Below are 21,407 nucleotides of genomic sequence, written 5' to 3'. Positions count from 1 at the left end.
CTAGAAGGAGTGAACTCGCGGTACACCATAGCCACAGACTGGCACAAAGGACCCTTCATCGCATGTCGCTGATACCGCCGCATCCTGCAATGGAAACTCATGTGCGCCGAACGCGCATGGTTTTGTTGTGGGAAAAGGTATGGCCCTGCGTGATCCCGGCCGTTGGCCTGATCGTCCTTGTCGTTGGTCTGACCTTAACCGGCACGTTTGAATTTTTGCCCCCGACCGGGCACATCATTTTGCTGTCGATATTGTCTGTTGCCATGATGGTCGCCGTCACTGTGCCGTGGCGGAACTTTCGCTGGCCAACCCGACGCGACATCCTGCACCGGCTGGAACGCGAAAACGGGCTTGAAAACAATCCGCTGCAAAGTCTTGAAGATCACATATCCGAGACCGAAGATCCGCTCACAAGCTATCTCTGGCAAAAGCAACTCGGCCTGCATGAAGCTGCCATCGTAAAATTGCGTCTGCCGCGCCCGATCCCCGCCATCAGCCGGATTGACCGTTTTGGCATCGTCGCCATTCCGGTTTTGCTGCTGTTTGTTGGCATCATGGCCGGACACAACACCGTTTCCGAACGGTTTTCCAAGGCCTTTAGCCCCCTGCAACGCTTGGGTGCGGCTGATTTCACGGCAACTTTGTGGGTCACCCCGCCCCCCTATACCGGGCAAGTCCCAAGGGTCTTGCAGATTTCCGAAACCGGGGCAAACGCCGCCAGTCAATCCGCAACAGGAACCGGGACAGATGGCCCGCAAAACCAGACCACCGGGGGGCCGTCCAACGGGGAGGTGATTAATTTTCAGGTCCCCGCCGGATCGACCCTTGATGGCACGATCTCAAGCATCTGGGAACCAACCCTGACTGCGCCTGATGGGGAACGCCCGATCGCCGAAAGCAACGACAACAGTTATGTCCTGTCGACCGCGATCAATCAGTCTGGCACATGGCGCATTTCGGTCTGGGGCAATGACCGCATGACGCTGAACATCAATCTGGTGGCCGACACCGCCCCGACACTTGGCTTTGTCAGCCCGCCATCGGTCACCCGGCGCGATCATCTGCGCCTTGATTACGTTGCCAATGACGATTACGGCATGGCGGAGCTTGATCTTGTCATCACCCCGGCCCCGACCGACGGTATGGATGATCAGTTCGGTCCGATTGATGCCATCACACGCGATCTCAAGGGTGAAGAACCCACCCATAGCAGCACACCAACCCGCATCGAAGGCCCGCGCTTCATTGATCTGGTTGCTCATCCGTGGGCCGGATTGCCGGTCAACATTCAAATGCATGCGCGCGACAATGCCGGACAAACCGCCCAAAGCGACATGCGATCAATTGTGCTGCCCGAACGCGAATTCACCCATCCGGTTGCGCAAAAGCTGATTGCGATCCGGCGTACCTTGTTGCGCCATCCCGACCGCGCACTTGAAATGCAGCAGGCCCTGTTGCCGGTTCTCTATGCGCCGCAGGCCTTTAATGGTCAGATCGGCGTGTTTTTGGCCCTGTCGGTGGCTGAAAGCCGGTTATCGGCCAACCTTGACGACCGCACCGTGCATCAGAATGTCGCCGGACTTTTGTGGCACATCGCCGAGGAAATCGAACGCGGCAGCTATGGCATTGCCGAACGCAACCTGATGGAAGCCGAAGAACGTCTGTTGCAGGCTCTTGCTGATCCTGACGTCACCGAAACTGAAATCGCGCGTCTGATCGAAGAATACCGTAATGCCTTGAATGAATATCTTGCCGCACTGACCCGCGAAGCAACACCCGCCTCGGACGATCAACCCCAGGCAAATGCCACCCTCGAACAACAAGATCTTTCGCGGATCATTGATCAGATTGATGCCCTGATGCGCGCAGGCGCACGTGAAGATGCCCGCCAGTTGATTGACCGGCTGCGCGAACTTGTCGAAAACATGCAAGTCACCACCGGCGAAGGCGGCATGGACATCACATCGTCTTTGCGCGAAATGCTTGATGGCATGCGCGATCTGTCCCGCCGCCAGCAAGACATCATGAACGAGGGCGACAACCCGGCCACCGCCAACGGCCCCGGCCCGCGCGCCAATGAACAACAAGGTCTTGCCGATGATGCCGGTGATATCATGAACAGTCCGGGCATCGGGCAGTTTGGCGACATCAGCGGCATGAATTCGGTGATTGAGGCCATGCGCCGGGCTGCCGAGGCCCTTGGCCGCAACCGATCCCACGAAGCCCTGCAATATCAACGCGAAGCCATGGAAAACCTGCAACAGGGCATTGGCGAAATCAGCCGTGCACTCGAAGGGCTCAGCCAGATTGCCCCGATGCTCGAAGACCTGCAAGGGAATGGCCGTCGCGATCCGCTGGGGCGTCCGGTTGGCGGGGATGGCACAACCACCATTCCCAATGTCGATACCCTCGAACGGGCATGGCGCATTATGCAGGAACTGCGTCGGCGGTCGGGCGATCCTGACCGTCCGCAGATCGAACAGGAATACATCGACCGCCTGCTCAAGCGGTTCTAGGAAGCGTCATGCGCACGAGGCACACCTCATGGCACGCCTTTAAACGGCACTGACGGCATTTTAACAACATCTATGCCGTCACACATCCGGCAAAGCCCAAACCAGCCCTGCACGCTGATATGGCGCAATGGCGCGGTATCGCGTTTCCCCCAAAAACAAAAGGCAGCGAATGAACGCTGCCTTTTGCATCAACTGGTTTTACCACCCCGAAAGGCTTAAGGTTCGGCGGCCTCACGCGGGTCAAGGAACGTGACCTGCAAACGGGTTGCCGTCGGGTTCGGACGCCGGATCTTGGTTTCAACCGTAATGCTTTCACCCGCAGGCAGCATTTGCGGCTCCATCGGCATATCCGCACTGGCCTGAGCCTTGGTTTCATCATAGATCAGCGGCATCTTCTTGCGCTGAACCACACGATCAAGCGGATCAAGAAGCTCGATCAGAAGATACGGCAACACAACCGGCTCTTCGACGATGTTCACAATCTCGGCGCGCACGACCAAAACATCGACGCCGTCTTCGTCTTCACGGGTCGGTGGCAATTCACGAATATCAAGACCGTCGCCAACATGGGGCACATCAAGGCCAACCATGTCATAGACCTTGGCAATCGGCGGCCAAAGGTTGATCAGGATGTCCTTGGCAAAGTAACCACCCGCACCAATGCCACCAATCAGCAGCAAAAATACGATCCAGCCAACAATCCCTTTTTTCTTTTTGGGGGCCGGTTTCGGATTGTTGCGGATAAGCTGTTCGGGGATCGGGGGCGGATCGGGAATTTTGTCCGCATCTTCAAATCCGGGGTCAACACCCCCGCCGCCCATTCGATCAGCATTGAAATCAGCGCCCAGCGCCCCTTCCTGATTAAATGGTGCAGGCAAATCGCTGTCCGATTGTGCCGCTGGTGCAGGTGCGGGTTCCGGCTTCTTGGCCCCCGGAGGGTCCTGATGCCAGCTATTGCCGCAGCTCTTACAGCGCACAGTTCGGCCCTTTGGGCCGATGGCCTCCGTTTTAACGGAGTATTTCTTGGAACAATCTGGGCAAGTTATGATCATTGCAAACCTGGCATCTCGATGTCAGCGGAACCAAACACGGGGATGGCCTTTAACATACTCATGGCCAACGGTCCCCCGATATCGTCGGCAGAGAATAACACTATATGTAAATAGCGGCGATTTAACAGACTGTTAAGCAGAGATAACAGAAGCTGCCTCAATTTGGGTGTCTAAACATTGCGTAAAGCCACTGATCGTGGCATCCGAAACAGATAGAAAATTGTGCGTCGCGAGTCGGTATGGTGTCGATATTGGAATGCCAAGGCATTTCGCCAACCCCAGCGACGTTAAGAGAAATTCTTGTGATTTGCCATGGCAATCGCCTGTGCAAACCGTCATTCGATCAAGTGGAGCGCCGATTTTGACCGAAGTTGTCAGTTTCAGGAACGTCGGAGTCCGGTACGAATCCGGACCGGAAATTTTGCGCGACCTGAACTTTAGCCTCCAACGCGGCAGCTTTCATTTTTTGACCGGCGCGTCGGGTGCCGGCAAATCGACCTTGATGCGTCTTTTGTATCTGGCACTGCGTCAGACTCGGGGCGAAATAAATATTTTTGGCCGCGACAATATCCGCATTCCGCGCGATGAACTGCCCGCGATCCGGCGAAGAATCGGCGTGGTGTTTCAGGATTTCCGCCTGATCAATCACCTCAGCACCTTTGAAAATGTGGCCCTGCCCTTGCGCGTTGCCGGTGTCGAAGACCTGCAAATTCGCAAAAACGTCACCGAACTTCTCGAATGGGTCGGTCTGGGCGACCATATCAATGCGCAGCCATCGCGCCTGTCGGGCGGGCAGCAACAGCGCGTGGCAATTGCGCGCGCCGTCATCGGGCGCCCCGCCCTTCTTCTGGCTGATGAGCCGACCGGCAACGTCGATGACCGCATTGCCATGCGGTTGCTCTATTTGTTTGAAGAACTCAACAAACTGGGCACCACCGTGCTGATCGCCACCCATAACCGGCAACTCGTGCGGCGCTTTGGCCATACCCAATGGCTGCTCGAAGGTGCGACACTGCATGACGTGACCCAATCGGGTTAAGCTACATCTAAAATACGGGCTAAAATACCGGCTAAGATATCGACGCCACCTCGATCAACAGGACCAACAGACGATTATGGCTTTTCGCTCACATCCGTCACATCTGCCGCTCGAAGCCGATTCTTCATCGCGCTTCCTGCCCTGCATCGTCGCCCTGATGGTCGCCCTGCTGACCTTTTCGATGGTCGGCCTTGGCGCCCTGCACGATAGCGTTGGCCAATGGTCCGGGCAGATCGAAGGCAGCCTGTCGATACAGGTCCCGCCAACCGAACTGGCAAAACGCAGCCCCGAACAACGCGAAGCCGCCCTGCAAGAAACCGTCAACACCATCATTGATGAACTGGCAAACCTGCCCGGCATCGCTAGGATCGAAGAACTCAGCCCCGAAACCATGGCCGCCCTGCTGGAACCCTGGCTTGGCCCTGATGAGGTCGTGAGCGAACTTCCCATTCCGCGCATCATCGAAATCACCCCGGAAACCGGCTTTAATTTTGATGCCCTCGAACGCCAGCTTGGTGAAATTGCGCCTGAGGCCGTGCTCGATGATCACCGCATCTGGATTGAACGCATTGCCGATGTCGCCTTTTCGGTCGAACTGGCGCTGACCGTTCTGATTGTTGTTCTGTTTGGTGCGACAATGCTGTCGATTGTCTTTGCCACCAAATCAGGCTTTTCGATCCATCATAAAATCATCGAACTTTTGCACCTGATTGGTGCACAGGATGATTATATCGCCCGGCAATTTGGCCGCCATAGCCAACGGCTGGCATTTTTTGGCGCCTTGGTCGGGCTTTTGATATCACTGGCGGTCTCTGCTTTTATTGCCTGGCTTGGCCTGCGCGCGGGTTGGCCGATCCCGTCGCTGGTTTTCAGTCCATTATTCATTGCCCTTATCGTTGCCATTCCGTTTATTGTCGCATTGGTTGCCTATCTTACCGCAACCCGCACTGTGCTGCGTGTCTTACGCCAAATGTTATAATTCTGCGCGTAAGCCATGTTGTCACCAGACGCGCTCCTTCGTATAGTCTGATCACGCTTCCCTTTTGGGATCATGGCCTTAGGAGATCCGCACTCATGTCCGCACGCCCCACATCAGGCACGCTCAAATGAACAAACCACCGCTTAGTGTGCAACTCCGGCGCCGGTCTCGAAGGTTCCGTTTTTTGCTCTCCACCCTGATCGTGCTCGGTCTGGTGTGGCTTGCCGGATTTGTCTGGTATGTCGAGTCCATCCCAACCACGGTCGACAATCCCGATCAGCGCACCGATGCCATTGTCGTTCTGACCGGCGGCAGTGAACGCCTGTCGGAAGGCCGCCGCCTGCTGGCACGCGGATTGGCAAAGAAACTGTTCATTTCCGGGGTTTACCGCGGCGTTGAAGTCGATGAGTTGCTGTCGGTCGGTAAATCGGACCCGCGTTTGATTGCCTGTTGCGTTGTACTGGGCCATGTCGCGGAAAACACCCGTGGCAATGCCATGGAAACCGCCGTCTGGGTCAACGAACAGGGCTACAAAAGCCTGCGGATTGTCACCGCGAACTACCACATGCGCCGATCCCTTCTGGAATTCAAAAGCCTGATGCCCGGTGTCGATATCATCGCCAACCCCGTCTTCCCCGATACGGTCCGGATCGAAGACTGGTGGCGCTACCCCGGAAGCACGGCCCTGATCGCCAGCGAATTTAACAAGTACCTGTTCGCCGGTCTGCGCAACTCGATTTTACAATGGCTGCCCGGGGGCAATCACCCGTCATTGCAAACACCCGATGCCAGCGAACCCGATCAGAACGACTATTCCGCGTCGAACAACAAAACCGGCTAAGGCCGATCAACAATCGCCATTTTACGATTGCCGTAATACTGTTACAAAGCACCAGATACATAAGCGTTTGAAGGATTTTTCTGAATGAGAGCCCTGCGCGCGTTACTTTTTAACGTGTTGTTTTTTGGCGGAACAGCCCTGCTGTGCATCAGCATGATCCCCCTGATGGCCTGTGGCCGCAAGGCCAGCCAGTTTGTCGGCCATGCATGGTGTGTCCTGACCCAGTTTGCCCTGAACCATTCGGTCGGCATGTACAAACGCATCACCGGGCTTGAAAACCTGCCCGATGGCCCCTGCATTCTGGTGGCAAAGCATCAATCGGCGTGGGAAACCCTGACCTTTCACACGGTGGTGCCCGATCCGGCCTATATCCTCAAAAAGGAACTGATCAAAATCCCGCTGGTCGGGCAGTTTCTGCATCTCTCAGGTCAGATCGCGGTTGACCGTTCCGCCGGGGGCTCGGCCCTTAAGGACATGATCAAGGGGGCGTCACAGGCGCTCAAGGAAAACCGTCAGGTGATCATTTTCCCCGAAGGCACGCGCACCCCACCCGGATCAAGCCGCCCGTATCATCCGGGCGTTTACGCGCTGTATAAGGCCTTCCCGGACATCAAGGTTATTCCGGTTGCCGTCAATTCCGGCATGTTCTGGGGCAAGGACAGCTTCATGAAATATGGTGGCCGGGTCACCATGGAACTGATGCCCCCGATTGAACATGGTCTGGACCGCAAGACCTTCATGAAAGAAATCAAAACCCGCATCGACACCCGCACCCGCGAGCTTGAAACCGAGGCCCAGCGCGAATTTAACCTGCCGATGCTGACCTCTGCCGACATCGCCGCCGAAGAAGAAGCCAATCAGGAAAAAACCTCCTGATCCGCAAGGTCGGTTGTCAGATCGATAAAACAACAAAGGCCGGGCTGCACAACGCATCCCGGCCTTTTGTATGTCTTTTTGCCTTAGGATACGGCGCGTTTTCTCTTGGTGGCCTGCCAGATACCAAAGGCAATCAAGGCAATCCCGCCCAGATGATAAAGGTGCAATTCTTCCCCCAGAAAGACAATTGCAAGCCCACTGGCAAACACCGGGATCAGATACATAAAGACACCCGCCGTCGCCGGACCGACAATCGACACCCCCCTGTTCCAGAAAAGATATCCAAAGAACGCAGGCCCCGCACCGATATAGAAAATCTTCATCATGTCGGGCCACGCCGGATCAAGATGGGTAAAGAACGGCTCGCCGTTCACCACAAGCGACCAGACATAAAGCGGGGTTAAAAACACCAGACCAATCAGGGCCGACACAAACACAAGGCTCAGCGGATGAACCCCCTTTGGCGCACGTTTAAGCAACATCGAATAGGCGGCCCAAACCATGGCCGATACCATTGCAAACACATCGCCAGACACGAAACTCATTTCGGTAAACACCGAAAAATCTGCCTTTGCAATGATCGTTGCCGTACCAACACCCGCCACCAGCACCCCGACCCACTGACTTAACGTCGGCTTGTTTGCGGTTAATACGGCGGCAAAGATCAGCACCCACACAGGGGCGGTTGCATTGAGCAAACCGGTATTGACCGCCGTTGTGTTATAGGCCGCAAGATAGATGATGATCGAAAACAGGAAGACACCGGTAAAGCCGATCAGAAACATCGACATCTTGTGCTGCGCCATCAGGCGCAAATCGCGCCCAAGGTATCTGGCACAGAACGGAAACAGCATCACAGCCGCCACAACCCAGCGCCAGAATGCCAATGCTTCAAACGGCACTGTCGCATTCACCCCGCGCGCCACAACGTGGTTTGATCCCCACATCATCGCACAGATCACCAGCATCAAATAGGCCAGCGGCAGCGGGGTTTGATCCCCCTGTGTCACACTCGGCGCGTTCGATACATTCGACGCATTCGCGTGGCTCATCAGATGCCCGCCCCCATGTTAATCTCGCCGTATTCGCGGCGCACCAGATCCATCAAATCATGCAACGGCGGATCGACAATCCCCATTTGATCCAGATGCAACACCGTGTTTTCCAGATATTCCAGATTGGGACCCACATTGCCATGGGCCGCCACAATGATCTCAACCGCAGTGCGCACCGGCAGGTTCCCGGCATATTGTTCATGGGTCGGATCGGCAACATAGGTATGTGCGATCACTGTGCGCCCATCAGAAAGTTCAACTTCGACATCGGCAGGAATATAGGTGTTGGTCACAAGCTCGCGCTCATCAAGATACCCTTTCACCATCCCCCAGTTTTCCGGTGTGATGCGAAAGGCATTCCCCACACATTCCCCGCCCTTGTTCAGGCCAAGAACAAGCCCCGGATTTTCCGGCGTGCCACGATAATGATGGGAATAGATACAGAACGACCGATGGTAACCGGGCAGCTTGGCACGCGCTTTTTCCGCGAACTCAAACCCCGGTCGCCACAACAGCGAACCATATCCAAAGACCCATCTATCCTGGGCGTCCGTCACGATATCCTCCAAAAGTCTTCTATGTTCGGGTTCGCAATGCCATGAACCGTGCGTCAGGCTAACGCTTGATCATCACCAAGGCCACCCCGAGTGCGGCCACCCCGAACCCGACAAATCCCAAAAGTCCAAGCTGTTCATCAAACAGAAGCCACGCAAACATCGCAGCCGTCGGCGGGACAAGGTAAAACATGCTGGCAACGCGGGTGGCCTCGCCCTGTTTGATCAAAACCATCAACAACATGATGGCCCCAATCGACAACACCAGAACAAGCCACGCCATCGCCAGAATGAAGTCCATGCTCCATTCAACCGTCAACGGCTCCTTGATAAGCGCAATCACCCCGACAACAAGACTGGCCGCAACATATTGAACGACTGTGCCGCTCAAAAGATCCATACCAGTGCAAAAGCGCTTTTGATAAAGGGTGCCCGCCGTCATGGCGAGCAGTGCAACCACCGCCAACCCAATGCCAAATGCGGTAATGCCAACCCCGTCGCCAATTTTGGGCACCAGCACAAGCGCCACCCCGACAAGGCCAAGCACCAGACCGCCCCATTGGCGCAGTGACACCCGTTCACCCAAAATCGCCCCGACGACCGATGCGGTGACAACCGGCTGCAACCCGACAATCAGGGCCGCCAGCCCGGCCGGAAGGCCGGTATCAATCGCCCAGAACACCCCGCCAAGATACAGCCCGTGGACCAGTGCGCCCGTGGTCCCGATATGGACCGCCTCGCGCCAGGTTTTCGGCCATTTTGCGCCCATAAGGATGACAACCGGCACCATCAAAACCAGCACAATGACAAATCGGACAAACAGGAAAACGAACGGATCGGCATATGGCAGGCCGAATTTGGCACCGACAAAGCCCGTGCTCCACAGGAACACAAACACAAACGGCATGAACCGTGCGAATGCCGGGTGGCTGGTGGCAGACATGACTATCCCCTTGGTCCGGCTGATGATGCAATTTGGGGCACATCATCAAACCGACTGGTGACCTGCACAACACAGGCCATCCGTTATTTATTCATCCGTCTTTTTCTTGCCCGTCTCATCGCTTTGGCGTGCTTCACCTTCGGCCGAGAAATTAGCAAAATACTGCCCGGCATCAACAATGCCGCGCCGGATTTCACGGGTGCGCGAAAACAGCTCAAACAGCTTGTCGCCCTCGCCCCAGCGAATGGCACGTTGCAACGCCATCAGGTCTTCCTGAAAACGTCCCAGAACATCCAGAACCGCCTCGCGATTGTTCAAAAACACATCGCGCCACATGGTCGGGTCGGACGCGGCAATACGGGTGAAATCCCGAAAACCGGTTGCCGAAAACTTGATTACCTCCTGACGCAGCGCATCTTCAAGATCGGTCGCTGTCCCGACAATCGTGTAGGCAATCAGATGGGGCAGATGCGATGTAATCCCCAGAATGCGGTCATGATGGTCCGCATCCATGCGTTCGACATACATCCCGCACGCTTCCCAAAGGGCCGTGACCTTGTCAGCGGCATCTTCGCTTTCACCGGGAACCGGCGTCAAGATGCACCAGCGTTCTTCAAACAGTTCCGGGAAACCGGAATCCGGGCCGGAATGTTCGGTCCCGGCCAACGGGTGGCCCGGCACAAAATGCACGCCTTCGTCAAGTTGCGGGGCAATGTCACGGATCACCGATTGTTTGACCGACCCGACGTCCGAAACAATCGCCCCCTTTTTCAAGGCCCCTGTAAGCTGTGCGCCAATCGCCTCGTTGGCACCAAGCGGTGCGCACAGCATCACCAGATCAGCATCGCCAACCGCGTCCTTGATGTCGCAATAGGCTTCATCGGCAAGACCAAGTTCAAGCACCCGGTCGCGGGTCGCTTCCGACCGCACAGCACAGGTAATCTTGTTGGCAAGGCCATCACGCTTGATACGGCGTGCCATGGACGAGCCGATCAGGCCCATGCCGACAAAGGCGACAGTGTTAAACAACGGCTGGGATGCAGTTTTGGTCATTTTACAGGTTCACAAAGTCCTTGATGGTCTGAAGGCAGATTTCCATTTCTTCCTTCGTGCCGATTGAAACACGTAGCATCTGCGACAGGCCATAGGCCCCGATTTTGCGCGGGATCACACCGCGCGCCATCATGAAATCATTGGCGGCATCGGCGTTTTTGCCATCCTGTGCCGGGAATTCGATCATCACGAAATTGCCATAGCTCGGATGCGCTGTCAGGCCACCAATCGCGTTGACCTCATCGCGGAACCACGCCAGCGTCTCGGCATTGTGGCGCACACAATCATTGACGAAGTCATCATCATCAAGGGCAGCAACACCGGCTTCCTGCGTTGGCAAAGGCACGTTGAACGGATTGCGCAGACGCTGCAACACATCGGCAATCTCAACCGGGGCATAGCACCAGCCAAGACGAATGCCGCCAAGACCATAAATCTTGGAAAATGTCCGGGTCATCACGGTGTTATTGCCCGCTTTGACCAGTTCTTCACCGGCGGAATAATCTTCCTGACCGGTCATGAACTCGGCATAGGCCGCATCCACCACCAGAACGATGTCTTCACGCAGACCATCACGCAGGCGCTTCATTTCGCCGTCGGTGATATAGGTCCCGGTCGGGTTGTTCGGATTGGCAACAAAGACAATCTTGGTTTTTTCCGTTACCGCGGCCAGCATCGCATCAACACTGGTTGTCATGTTGGTTTCCGCCGCCGTCACCGGCACCGCACCAACCCCTTTGGCCGCAATCGGATACATCAGGAAACCGTGCTGCGAATACAGCACTTCATCGCCCGGACCGGCATAGGCACGGATCAACAGGGTCAGAAGTTCATCGGACCCGGCACCACAGACAAGCTGATCCATTTCAAGATCATATTTCTCGGCCAGCTTCTTGCGCAGCAAGTCACACCCGCCATCGGGATAACGATGCAGGCGGCTGGCGGTATTGCGCAGCGCCTCCATGGCTTTGGGGCTCGGACCAAGCGCGCCTTCGTTCGACGACAGTTTGATCACGCGCTGCGTGCTGTTGGCACTGGATTTACCACCCTGATAGGGGGAAATTTCAAGGATACCGGGGCGTGGGGTGGGCGCAGACATTACGTATATTCTCCCAAAGGAAGTGATGGCTTATTGAAACCACCCTTGAATTTTAACTCAGTGCGTCTTCCGAAATCGGCACGGCATAGGCGCCGACCACACGCAGGCTTTCGGGATTAAGTCCCTGCTCGGCCAGTGTGGCTTGAAACGCATCGGCGCGATTACAAAAGAATCCCGGCACATCAACAAGAACAAAACGCCGATCTGCGGCGATTTCGTCAGAAAAGCCAAGGATTGCCGATCCGTTGAGGCCATCCGCAATTTTTTTGCGCGCCGTATCCATCGAAATCTCTTTGGACAGGCTTACCACGAACAGGGTTCGGTCATCACCACTGTCTTCAAGATCAATTGCCGCCAGAACAAAACCTTCGGTTTGCTCGCCGCGTCCGACCGGGCGTCCGCCAAATGGCAATTTGGAAACAACCCGGACCGCACTATGTTCGGTCAAAAGCGTCCACCATGGCATCGGCTCGCCAAATTCGGGTTTGGGAAACACACCAACCGCCGCCCGGCCTTCTTCAAGTGCGCCATATGCTTCGCGCGGGGTCTCAAACTCGACAATCTCGTTAAGGCACCCGAAATTCAGACGTGCCAGTTCCCAGCAATCCTGACCTTCGGCATTGCGGCAAAGTGCAATGGTATAAGGTGCCTCAAGACGGGTTCCCGCCGCGATCATTTCGCGCCAGATTTGAATAAGCGCTGTTTTGGGAAACGCACCATCATGGCGATCAACAAGGGTGCGCATAATACGCGCCTCACGCGCCGGACGATAAGGTACCTTTACCTTGCCACCGGCCGCGATCACGCGGTCCTTATAGGCGCCAACCGCCTGCACAACCTTGGTCCGCCGAATGATCAGCGATTGCAGCGCCTGATCGATGTCATCGATTTCACCGCGCAGCCCGTCAAGGTCAAGATTTGCCAAATTTTCGTTGTCTAACGCCATAATCCACTCATCTTTTGAACGGCGCACAGTATAAGAGCCCAACTGAAAATTCCAGCACGGTTTGAAGCTTTGATTTTGTGGGGGTTTTTAGGCGCACACGGATCGCAAGGTTAGGCACCCTGCAATCTCTGTGCAACGACAAAATCGCCCATACGCAACGCCCCCGAAAGGTTTGCTACATTTCGCCCACAGTGCGGCGGTTTCCTTGTGAAATTGTCACCGACATCCGGTGCGACGAAGCTGTTGATATTGGCCGAAATTTACCACATCAAACTGTGTTGGCATTTTCAGTTGGGCTCTATCGGCAGGGCCGCAGAAATGCAAAGAAAAGATTGACTAAACCGGGGTTGCTCCATAGCTAGGATAGGCGAAATTCCTGCAAACCAAGACAAATGACAACAACGCCGTACCTGTTTGCGTGGAAAATGACCGACCAATAGGGAATCCATTATCTATGTCCACCGTTGCCAACAAAGACAAGCGCGCACCGCTTCCCGGCCATCACATGGTGTTGGGGGAAACCGATAAGTTGCGCCTTGATAGCGGTGTTGAATTTGGCCCCTTCACAATTGCCTATCAGACCTACGGCGAACTGAACGCCGATAAATCCAACGCCATTCTGGTCTGCCATGCCCTGACCGGCGATCAGTATGTTGCCGATGAAGTTCACCCGATTACGGGCAAGGACGGCTGGTGGCGTGAACTGGTTGGTCCTGGCAAAATCATTGATACCGACAAATATTTCGTCATTTGCTCAAACGTCATTGGCGGCTGCCTTGGCAGTACCGGGCCAAAGGATACCAACCCCGAAACCGGCAAACCGTGGGGTCTGGATTTTCCGGTGATTACCATTGCCGATATGGTGCGCGCCCAAACCATGCTGATTGATGCCCTTGGCATCGGTAGCCTGTTTGCCGTCATCGGTGGCTCGATGGGCGGCATGCAGGTGCTCGAATGGTGCAAAAGCTATCCCGAACGGGTTTTTGCCGCCGCCCCGATTGCGACATCCTTCCGCCACAGCGCGCAAAACATCGCCTTTCACGAAGTTGGCCGTCAGGCGGTGATGGCCGATCCCGACTGGTGTGGCGGCAATTATTTGCTTGAGGGCAAAAAGCCCGCACGCGGCTTGGCCGTTGCGCGCATGACAGCCCACATCACCTATTTGTCGCAGCCTGCCCTGCACCGTAAATTTGGCCGCAAGCTGCAAAACCGTGGTGCCATCACCTATAGCTTCGATCAGGATTTTCAGGTCGAAAGCTATCTGCGCCATCAGGGCAAAAGCTTCGTCGACCGGTTTGATGCTAACAGTTATCTCTATATCACGCGTGCGATGGATTACTTTGATCTGTCGATTGACTATGACGGACGGCTGGCTGATGCCTTTAAGGGCAGTAAAACACGGTTCTGCATCGTCTCGTTTTCAAGCGACTGGTGCTTTACCACCGCCGAAAGCCGCCAGTTGGCCCACGCGCTCAATGCCGCGTCGTGCAATGTCAGCTGTGTCGAAATCGAAAGTGACAAGGGCCATGATGCCTTCCTGCTCGATGAACCTGACTTCCACATGGTTCTCGGCGGTTTCATCGACGGTGCCGCCGAAATCCGGGGGCTGAAATAACGCCATGAACAATCCTCATACAAATATAAATAGTGCTGCAATCCCGCTGCACAGCGACCGTATCCGTGTTGATCTGCAATTGATTGCCGACATGGTCGAACCCGGAACGCGGGTTCTTGATATCGGATGCAGCGACGGTGAACTTCTGGGCTATCTGACGCGGACCAAAAAAGTCGATGGTCGCGGCCTGGAACTGTCAAACGAAGGGGTGCGCAATTGCGTCGCGCAAGGATTGCCGGTGATGCAGGGCGATGCGGATCGCGATCTGGGTGATTATCCCGACGGGGCCTTTGATTACGCCATCCTCAGCCAGACGCTTCAGGCCACCCACCGCCCCAAAGAAGTGCTGTCGGAACTGCTGCGCATTGGTAATAAGGCGATTGTTTCCTTCCCGAATTTCGGTCATTGGCGGGCGCGGTTTGATCTGATGTTTCGCGGGCGGATGCCGCAAAACCCCAACTTGCCGATCATGTGGTACGAAACCCCCAACATCCATTTTTGCACCGTGCGCGACTTTGTCGGCATGTGCGATGACATGGGGGTCAAGATCGAACGCTCCATGGTGCTCAATGAAAGCGGCTCGAAAGTCAGCATCGATAGCCATTCGCGCTTTGCCAATTTCTTTGGCAATCAGGCATTATTCATGCTCAGCAAATAATACGGGTGATTAATCACTTTTTTTGACTAATCAGTTTTGTGTTTCTGGCTGTCACAAACCGCCAATTTCCCCGTCTGAGTCCTGTCGCCGCCACGGCACATTTTTCAGACGGGGCCCACATGACAGCTTCAAAATTCTCCCAGATCTGCCGCACGACATTGATCGTCGCCACCCTCAGCTTCCTGGCCGCCTGCTCGCAAAAGGCGGAAACCCTGAAACTGTCGGTCACCCAGTTTGGCACCGCCACCCAAGCCGCCTTTGACAGCTATGGCACGGCCTATGACGCGCAGTTTTCCTCGTTTTCCAAGGCCCCATCGGCACAGCGCGATGAATTCGTCACCAACATGACCGACTTCACCGGCACGGTATCGGCATCGAACATTGATGTCCTGATCGATCCGGACGGGGCCAAAATTGATCCAAGCGTTGCACGAAAATGGCAAGACACCCTGTCGGGTTTACGTACGCAGTATCAGCAGTTTGTCGCGATTTTCGACAATATCGAAGCCGGCTCGGCACTCGGCGCATCCGCCGTCACACAATCAGGCCCGATCCTTGAAAAACTGCGTGCACAGCTTGCCACCATCACCGGCGATTTCACCAAAAACCCACCCCAGTTGCTGGCCAAGCGCAGCACGCTGATCGCAAAGCTCAATGCCATCCGTGCTGATAAGACCGACGATCAGGACGCACACACGCTGCGCTATCAGTTGTGGTGGCAAGATTGGCAGGCTTTGACCGAGGCCGAAAAACAGATGCAAACCGACACCCTGCGCAAGTTTGTTAGCGCTAACATCCTTGGAAACCGGCTGCAAAACCAGATCGACACTTACGCAAAACTCGATGTCGCATCGCTTTTAAGTGCGGTTGAACAGGGCATTTCGCTGGCCGGTGACATCAACAAAATGAGCCCGCAGGAATTGATCACGCAGGGCACAGCCTTGGCGCAAACCGCAACCAATTAGGGGGAAATCAACCATGTCCAATCTCGACAAACTGATCGCACAATCGAAAAAGGCCTATGTCGAAATCGCAACTGCCTATGATGCGGCCGATATCAATCAGAAAATCGCGCTGTCAGAAAGTGTGCAAAAGGCGCAATCGGCACTGGTGGCCTTACAAACCGCCAACCTTGCACAATCTGTGACCGTCACTGACGCCGATCTGGCGGAAATGAGCAGACTGCGCGCCAAGATCAACAATGCCGCCGAACTGCAATCGGCCATCACGGGGATCATCGGTCTGGTCAGCAAGTTTCTGGTTTAAGGTGGAGAGTTAGCTGTTCCACCGGTCCGCATCGGCATCGTCTGATGCCTTTGCGCTGACCCATTTTTCGCCGTTCTGGGTTTCTTCGCGTTTCCAGAACGGTGCCCGGGTTTTAAGGAAATCCATCACGAAATCGCAGGCCTCAAACGCGTCCCTGCGATGGGCCGACAGGGCAATCACCAGAACAATGCGTTCGCCAGGTTCCATCCGGCCAAACCGGTGCACGATGCGAATACCATCAAGTTCCCAGCGATTACCGGCTTCATCGGCGATCTTTTCAAGTTCGCGTTCGGTCATGCCGGGATAATGATCAAGGGTGAGTGCGGACACGGTGTCACCGCCATGAATGTCACGCACCAGCCCGACGAAGCTGACCGCCGCGCCGATGTCGGTTCGACCATCGGTCAGGGCCGCAAGCTCGGCGCCCGGATCAAAATCATCTTGCTGAACGGAAACACGCGTCATGGCGACCTGCCTTTAATCCAGTCTCGTGTTAGTCGAGATGCTTAAGCCCGGTCCGCAGATACAGATATCCGGTCTGAACCGTAACAATACCGGCAATCCACAGCAGGATATCCCCAATCAGGACAGACGGGATCATGTCAGGCGACGCGTCGCCTACCAGAAGGAACCCGATGGCCAGAATCTGGGCGGTGGTTTTCCATTTGGCCAGAACCGTGACCGGCAGCGGCACTTTGAGTTCGGCCAGATGTTCGCGCAGGCCCGATACCATGATTTCACGGCACATGATGATCACGGCCGGCAGCACAGAAAACCCGGCAATCCGTTCAAACGACACCATCATCATCAAGGCCGCGGCCACCAGCAACTTATCGGCAATCGGATCAAGGAACCGACCCAGCGGGGATACCACATTCATGCTGCGCGCCAGATACCCGTCGAAGAAATCGGTGATACCGGCAAAGGCAAACAACACAAAGCCCAACCAGTTACCCAACGGGCCATCAATGTAAAATGATGCCACCAATGCCGGGATCACAACGATGCGCGACAAAGTCAGCAGATTGGGGATCTGGTTTTTCATGAACAGGCCTGTTTGCAGGTATTTATGGCGATGACGGCGGTTATGGGCTCAGTCCGACCCAATGACGGGCAAGTATTAAAGCGTTGTGCGCGCAACCACAAGACTTGCGTACCGTGACAAGGGTGGCAGCTTCAGCAAATGCTCACATGATCAATTTTCACCATGAAAATGATCATAAATCTTTCGCGCCAAGGCCGCACTGATGCCGCCGACCGCTTCAAGGTCTGAAAGGCCCGCATCGGCGACGCCGCGCGCAGACCCGAAGTGATGGAGCAATGCTTTTTTACGGGCACCGCCAACACCCGGCACCGAATCGAGAACGCTTTTGCCGATTTGTTTGGCGCGTTTGGCACGGTGGGTGCCAATGGCCCAGCGGTGGGCTTCGTCGCGCAGGCGCTGGATGAAGTAAAGCACCGGGTCTTTCATATCAAGGCGCACCGGGGCCTTGCCCGGAATGTGCAGCACTTCCTTGCCGGCATTGCGGTCGACACCCTTGGCAACCCCGACCAGCATGACGTCTTCAATGCCGAGGTCTTCAAGCACGGCCTTGGCAACGCCGAGCTGTCCCAAGCCGCCATCAATCAGGCACAGGTCCGGCCATGTGCCGTTTTCGCGATCCGGGTCATCCTTTTGTGCACGCGCAAAGCGGCGGGTCAGGACTTCGCGCATCATGGCAAAGTCATCGCCCGGTGCGATGTCGCCCTTGATGTTGAATTTGCGATAGGCGTTTTTAATGAAGCCTTCTGGCCCGGCCGCAATCATGCCGCCGACCATGTTCGTACCCTGCGTGTGGCTGTTATCGTACACTTCGATCCGTTCGGGCGTGTTTTCCAGATCAAGTTTATCAGCCAGGTCTTCAAGCAGTTTGCGCTGGGTCGCACTTTCGGCCATGCGCCGCCCCAAGGCATCCTTGGCATTGGTCAGGGCATGTTCGACCAGCTTGCGCTTACCGCCGCGCTTGGGCACGAGCAATTCGATCTTGCGATCATTGTTCACACCAAGGGCGGTTTGCACCAATTCCTGACCTTCGATCTCGTGCGACAGGAAAATCTGTTTGGGGGCGGGTTTGTCGGCATAGAACTGCCCGACAAAGGCCGAGAGGATTTCGGGGATTTCAGCCGACTGTTCATGGCGCGGGAAGTACGACCGGTTGCCATAGTTCGAGCCAGATCGGAAAAAGAACACCTGAACACAGCTTTGCCCGCCTTCGTGATGCAGGGCAATGACGTCGGCCTCTTCGACACCTTCGAGGTTGATGTCCTGATGCGATCTGATTTGGCTGAGTGCACGGATACGGTCGCGGTACATGGCCGCCTGTTCAAAATCCATCTTTTCCGACGCGGCAAGCATGTCAGATTCAAGCTGCTTGACGATATTCTGGCTGCGGCCCGTCAGAAAGTCGCGGCAGATATCAACAAGCCCGTCATAGTCCGGCTTGGAAATGCGGTCCACACATGGCGCCGAACAGCGTTTGATTTGATAGAGCAAACAGGGGCGCGACCGATTGGAAAACACCGCATCAGTGCAGGAGCGCAGCAAAAAGGCGCGCTGCAAATGGTTGATGGTGTTGTTGACCGCCCATGCGGAAGCAAACGGGCCAAAGCAACTGCCGTCCTTGGCGCGCGCCCCACGGTGTTTGACGATGCGCGGATAGTCATGGAGCTCGGTGATCAGGATATAGGGGAAGCTTTTATCATCGCGCAGAAGGATGTTGTAGCGCGGTTTGAGTTTCTTGATCAGGTTGGATTCAAGAAGAAGGGCTTCGGCCTCGGTATGGGTGGTGATGATTTCCATCCGCACCGTCTGGGCAATCATCCGGGCGATGCGCAGCGGCACCTGCATGATGCGGGTATAGGACACCACCCGTTTTTTAAGGTTCTTGGCCTTGCCGACATATAGAACGCGATCCTTGTCATCAAGCATGCGGTAAACACCCGCCGATCCCGGCATGGTTTTAAGCGCATTCTTGATCGCCTCGACACCCCGTGCGGCCCCACCTTCGAGCGTGTCACCATCAAGCGACAATCCGATTTCCCGTTTCGGGGCATCATCCCCGCCGGGCATGTCGGAGGAAACAGGTGGCTTCATCAAGGGTCTCCGAAGTCAGGAAAATACATCCAAAGTTGTGACGGCTGTCACAGTTCGTCAGGCGTTTCGAACATAGCCGAAAAGATTAACATCGCAACAGGCACAGAGGGAATCGCCCCGGAAAAAAGATGTCCACCAAGACTGTGGATAACTATGTGGGTAATGCGGGGGCTATTGTCTGCACCCCTTGAGAGTCTTAACGTTCTATGAAGTGCCCAAATATTGAGCAAATCAACTAAGTATTTGTTTTAAAACAATAAAAAAACTGTCAACCTGAAATCATTCGGTAATAGAGTCGTAAAAAATGAATATTTCCCTTTGATTCCAACCTGCCAAATGCTTGTGCATAAGGACAAACACGATTCGCCCTAGAGGAATCACAGAGTCCCATGGTCGCAGTTTGTGAAAAAGTAAATTTTTTGCCTGATCGGGGCTGTTATCAGCGGGCGATATTATGGCGTTCGATTTCGACACCGACCGCACTGACGTCTTCAAAGACGTCGAGCTTTTCAACCCGAACGATCACCTTGCGCACGCGTCTGTCGGCAAGACACATGTCGGCCAGTTTTTCCCCAAGTGTTTCCACAAGGTTCACATGACCATCCTGACAAATACGTCGGGTGCCAACGACAAGATCTTCGTAGCTCAGAACGGTGGAAATATCATCATTCTGCACCCCGTCGCCTTCGAGTACTGCCAGATCAAGGTTGATCCGCACACGTTGGGGGGCTTCCTTTTCGTGATCATAGACCCCGATCGAGGTATGCATCACCATATCGCGCACAAAGACGCGGCGCAGGCTGACAGCCAAGTCTGTATCGGGCACGTCTGTACCCGGCAAGTCCGTTTGGCGGAGGTCCGTATGGGACAAATCCGCAAAGGGCAACGTGGTAATCTTGGCGTCCTGTTTGAGGCCTGCGGTCATATTTCCGGTCTTCCTTGTGCTGCTATCTGCGGCCAGATGTCAGATCCGCATCCGACATCATTCTTCTGGCGTGTCATCGTCGCCACTGGGCGCCCAATCAAGATGCTGCCCGCCGTCAAGGGCTAACATTTGCCCGGTGATGGCCGGCGCGGCAAGGAAAAATCGAACCGCGTCGCAAATCTCTTGCGGGTTTGTCCCAACTTTCAGGGGTGTTTTAGCACATTGCTGATCGAAAACTTCCTGTGTTTGTCGGGTACTAGGCAATGCCGGGCCCGGTCCGATGGCATTGACACGTATTTTGGGTGCCAATGCCAGTGCCATGGTCTGGGTCAAGGTCCAAAGACCTGCTTTAGACAGGGTATAGGTCATGAAATGGGGATTAAGATTCCACACCCGTTGATCAATCATATTGATGATCAGGCCCTGACACTCGTCTGGCAGGCGTTTGGCAAATTGCTGACTTAGGACAAAGGGTGCGCGCAGGTTGGCTTCCATATGAAGGTCCCAGCCTTCGCGCGTTGCACTTTTGACATCATCATATTCAAAGGTCGATGCGTTATTGATCAGAATGCCAATCGGGCCAAGGGCGGCGTTGGCTTCGCGCAGGATGCGATGGGTATCATCCTCGCTGGAAAGATCAGCCGAGATCACGCAGGCGCGTCGCCCAAGGGCGCGGATTTCATCGGCCAGATGTTCGGCATCTTTGCGCGAATGATGGCAATGCAGCGCAAGGTCATAGCCGTTGTTCGCCAGATCAAGTGCGAGTGCGCGGCCAATGCGTTTGGCGGCACCGGTAATCAATACAGTTTTTGGCACATGATCCGTCATTCTGGCATCGTCCCGTTATGTCACATCAA

At 55.3% G+C, this 21,407-nt stretch carries 21 protein-coding genes; 9 read left to right on the top strand and 12 right to left on the bottom strand.

Annotation, left to right across the window (positions count from 1 at the left end):
• The first annotated feature begins 62 nt into the window (after nt 1–62).
• A complete protein-coding gene (locus tag COO92_RS00430; protein WP_101298950.1) occupies nt 63–2,516 on the top strand; it encodes a DUF4175 domain-containing protein in 2,454 nt (817 codons plus the stop codon).
• 215 nt (nt 2,517–2,731) lie between these two features.
• Here the strand turns inward: COO92_RS00430 and COO92_RS00425 are convergent, their stop codons facing one another.
• Nucleotides 2,732–3,568, bottom strand: a complete 837-nt coding sequence (locus COO92_RS00425) for a DUF3426 domain-containing protein (protein ID WP_101298948.1) — start codon at nt 3,566–3,568, stop codon at nt 2,732–2,734.
• A gap of 361 nt (nt 3,569–3,929) precedes the next feature.
• On the opposite strand from COO92_RS00425, the gene ftsE reads away from it, so the two are divergent.
• The 4 genes from ftsE to COO92_RS00405 all read left to right on the top strand — a co-directional run bounded on the left by ftsE (nt 3,930) and on the right by COO92_RS00405 (nt 7,303).
• On the top strand, nt 3,930–4,607 hold the full coding sequence (ftsE, locus tag COO92_RS00420) for a cell division ATP-binding protein FtsE (protein WP_101299962.1): 678 nt from the start codon (nt 3,930–3,932) through the stop codon (nt 4,605–4,607).
• A gap of 76 nt (nt 4,608–4,683) precedes the next feature.
• Entirely contained in the window at nt 4,684–5,586 is a 903-nt protein-coding gene (locus COO92_RS00415) for a cell division protein FtsX (RefSeq protein ID WP_101298946.1), read from the top strand.
• Nucleotides 5,587–5,713: 127 nt separating this feature from the next.
• Nucleotides 5,714–6,427: a YdcF family protein gene (locus COO92_RS00410; protein WP_101298944.1), complete on the top strand. Its 714-nt coding sequence runs from the start codon at nt 5,714–5,716 to the stop codon at nt 6,425–6,427.
• 84 nt (nt 6,428–6,511) lie between these two features.
• Nucleotides 6,512–7,303, top strand: coding sequence for a lysophospholipid acyltransferase family protein (locus COO92_RS00405; protein WP_101298942.1), 792 nt, complete (start codon nt 6,512–6,514; stop codon nt 7,301–7,303).
• Between the two features lie 83 nt (nt 7,304–7,386).
• Here COO92_RS00405 and COO92_RS00400 read toward each other — a convergent pair whose 3' ends face one another.
• From COO92_RS00400 to COO92_RS00375, 6 genes are all read right to left on the bottom strand, one after another.
• Nucleotides 7,387–8,355 carry a DMT family transporter gene (locus tag COO92_RS00400; RefSeq protein WP_101298940.1) on the bottom strand — a complete coding sequence of 323 codons (969 nt, stop codon included), beginning with the start codon at nt 8,353–8,355 and terminating at the stop codon, nt 7,387–7,389.
• The gene (locus tag COO92_RS00395; protein WP_101298938.1) at nt 8,355–8,915 is read right to left on the bottom strand and encodes a gamma-glutamylcyclotransferase; all 561 of its coding nucleotides are present in this window, start codon (nt 8,913–8,915) and stop codon (nt 8,355–8,357) included. Before COO92_RS00395 ends, COO92_RS00400 begins: the two co-directional genes overlap by 1 nt.
• Before the next feature lie 58 nt (nt 8,916–8,973).
• Nucleotides 8,974–9,855, bottom strand: coding sequence for a DMT family transporter (locus COO92_RS00390; RefSeq protein WP_101298936.1), 882 nt, complete (start codon nt 9,853–9,855; stop codon nt 8,974–8,976).
• An 87-nt stretch (nt 9,856–9,942) separates the two neighbouring features.
• Entirely contained in the window at nt 9,943–10,908 is a 966-nt protein-coding gene (locus COO92_RS00385; RefSeq protein WP_101298934.1) for a prephenate/arogenate dehydrogenase family protein, read from the bottom strand.
• A gap of 1 nt (nt 10,909) precedes the next feature.
• The gene (gene hisC / locus COO92_RS00380; protein WP_101298932.1) at nt 10,910–12,007 is read right to left on the bottom strand and encodes a histidinol-phosphate transaminase; all 1,098 of its coding nucleotides are present in this window, start codon (nt 12,005–12,007) and stop codon (nt 10,910–10,912) included.
• A 52-nt stretch (nt 12,008–12,059) separates the two neighbouring features.
• A complete protein-coding gene (locus COO92_RS00375) occupies nt 12,060–12,953 on the bottom strand; it encodes a chorismate mutase (RefSeq protein WP_101298930.1) in 894 nt (297 codons plus the stop codon).
• Nucleotides 12,954–13,407: 454 nt separating this feature from the next.
• Here COO92_RS00375 and metX point away from each other — a divergent pair, with 454 nt between their 5' ends.
• The 4 genes from metX to COO92_RS00355 all read left to right on the top strand — a co-directional run bounded on the left by metX (nt 13,408) and on the right by COO92_RS00355 (nt 16,492).
• Nucleotides 13,408–14,568, top strand: coding sequence for a homoserine O-acetyltransferase MetX (metX, locus tag COO92_RS00370; RefSeq protein WP_206186334.1), 1,161 nt, complete (start codon nt 13,408–13,410; stop codon nt 14,566–14,568).
• Between the two features lie 4 nt (nt 14,569–14,572).
• Nucleotides 14,573–15,226: a methionine biosynthesis protein MetW gene (gene metW / locus COO92_RS00365; RefSeq protein ID WP_101298926.1), complete on the top strand. Its 654-nt coding sequence runs from the start codon at nt 14,573–14,575 to the stop codon at nt 15,224–15,226.
• A 119-nt stretch (nt 15,227–15,345) separates the two neighbouring features.
• The gene (locus COO92_RS00360; protein WP_101298924.1) at nt 15,346–16,191 is read left to right on the top strand and encodes a hypothetical protein; all 846 of its coding nucleotides are present in this window, start codon (nt 15,346–15,348) and stop codon (nt 16,189–16,191) included.
• A 13-nt stretch (nt 16,192–16,204) separates the two neighbouring features.
• Nucleotides 16,205–16,492 (top strand): hypothetical protein, encoded by a 288-nt coding sequence (locus COO92_RS00355; RefSeq protein WP_101298922.1) that lies wholly within the window; start codon nt 16,205–16,207, stop codon nt 16,490–16,492.
• Nucleotides 16,493–16,501: 9 nt separating this feature from the next.
• On the opposite strand, the gene COO92_RS00350 is transcribed toward COO92_RS00355, so the two are convergent.
• The 5 genes from COO92_RS00350 to COO92_RS00330 form a co-directional block, all read right to left on the bottom strand.
• A complete protein-coding gene (locus tag COO92_RS00350) occupies nt 16,502–16,957 on the bottom strand; it encodes a molybdenum cofactor biosynthesis protein MoaE (RefSeq protein WP_101298920.1) in 456 nt (151 codons plus the stop codon).
• Nucleotides 16,958–16,985: 28 nt separating this feature from the next.
• Entirely contained in the window at nt 16,986–17,537 is a 552-nt protein-coding gene (pgsA, locus tag COO92_RS00345; protein ID WP_022730946.1) for a CDP-diacylglycerol--glycerol-3-phosphate 3-phosphatidyltransferase, read from the bottom strand.
• A 150-nt stretch (nt 17,538–17,687) separates the two neighbouring features.
• Entirely contained in the window at nt 17,688–19,601 is a 1,914-nt protein-coding gene (gene uvrC, locus COO92_RS00340; protein ID WP_420823333.1) for an excinuclease ABC subunit UvrC, read from the bottom strand.
• Between the two features lie 463 nt (nt 19,602–20,064).
• Nucleotides 20,065–20,550 carry a dihydroneopterin aldolase gene (folB, locus tag COO92_RS00335; RefSeq protein ID WP_022730942.1) on the bottom strand — a complete coding sequence of 162 codons (486 nt, stop codon included), beginning with the start codon at nt 20,548–20,550 and terminating at the stop codon, nt 20,065–20,067.
• 57 nt (nt 20,551–20,607) lie between these two features.
• The gene (locus COO92_RS00330) at nt 20,608–21,378 is read right to left on the bottom strand and encodes an SDR family oxidoreductase (RefSeq protein WP_101298916.1); all 771 of its coding nucleotides are present in this window, start codon (nt 21,376–21,378) and stop codon (nt 20,608–20,610) included.
• Between the last annotated feature and the right edge of the window lie 29 nt (nt 21,379–21,407).

It is taken from the genome of Thalassospira lohafexi (assembly GCF_002844275.1).
GTDB classification, from domain to species: Bacteria; Pseudomonadota; Alphaproteobacteria; order Rhodospirillales; family Thalassospiraceae; genus Thalassospira; species Thalassospira lohafexi.
Note: the sequence above shows the minus strand (reverse complement) of the source record. Positions and strands in the feature narration are given on the sequence as shown.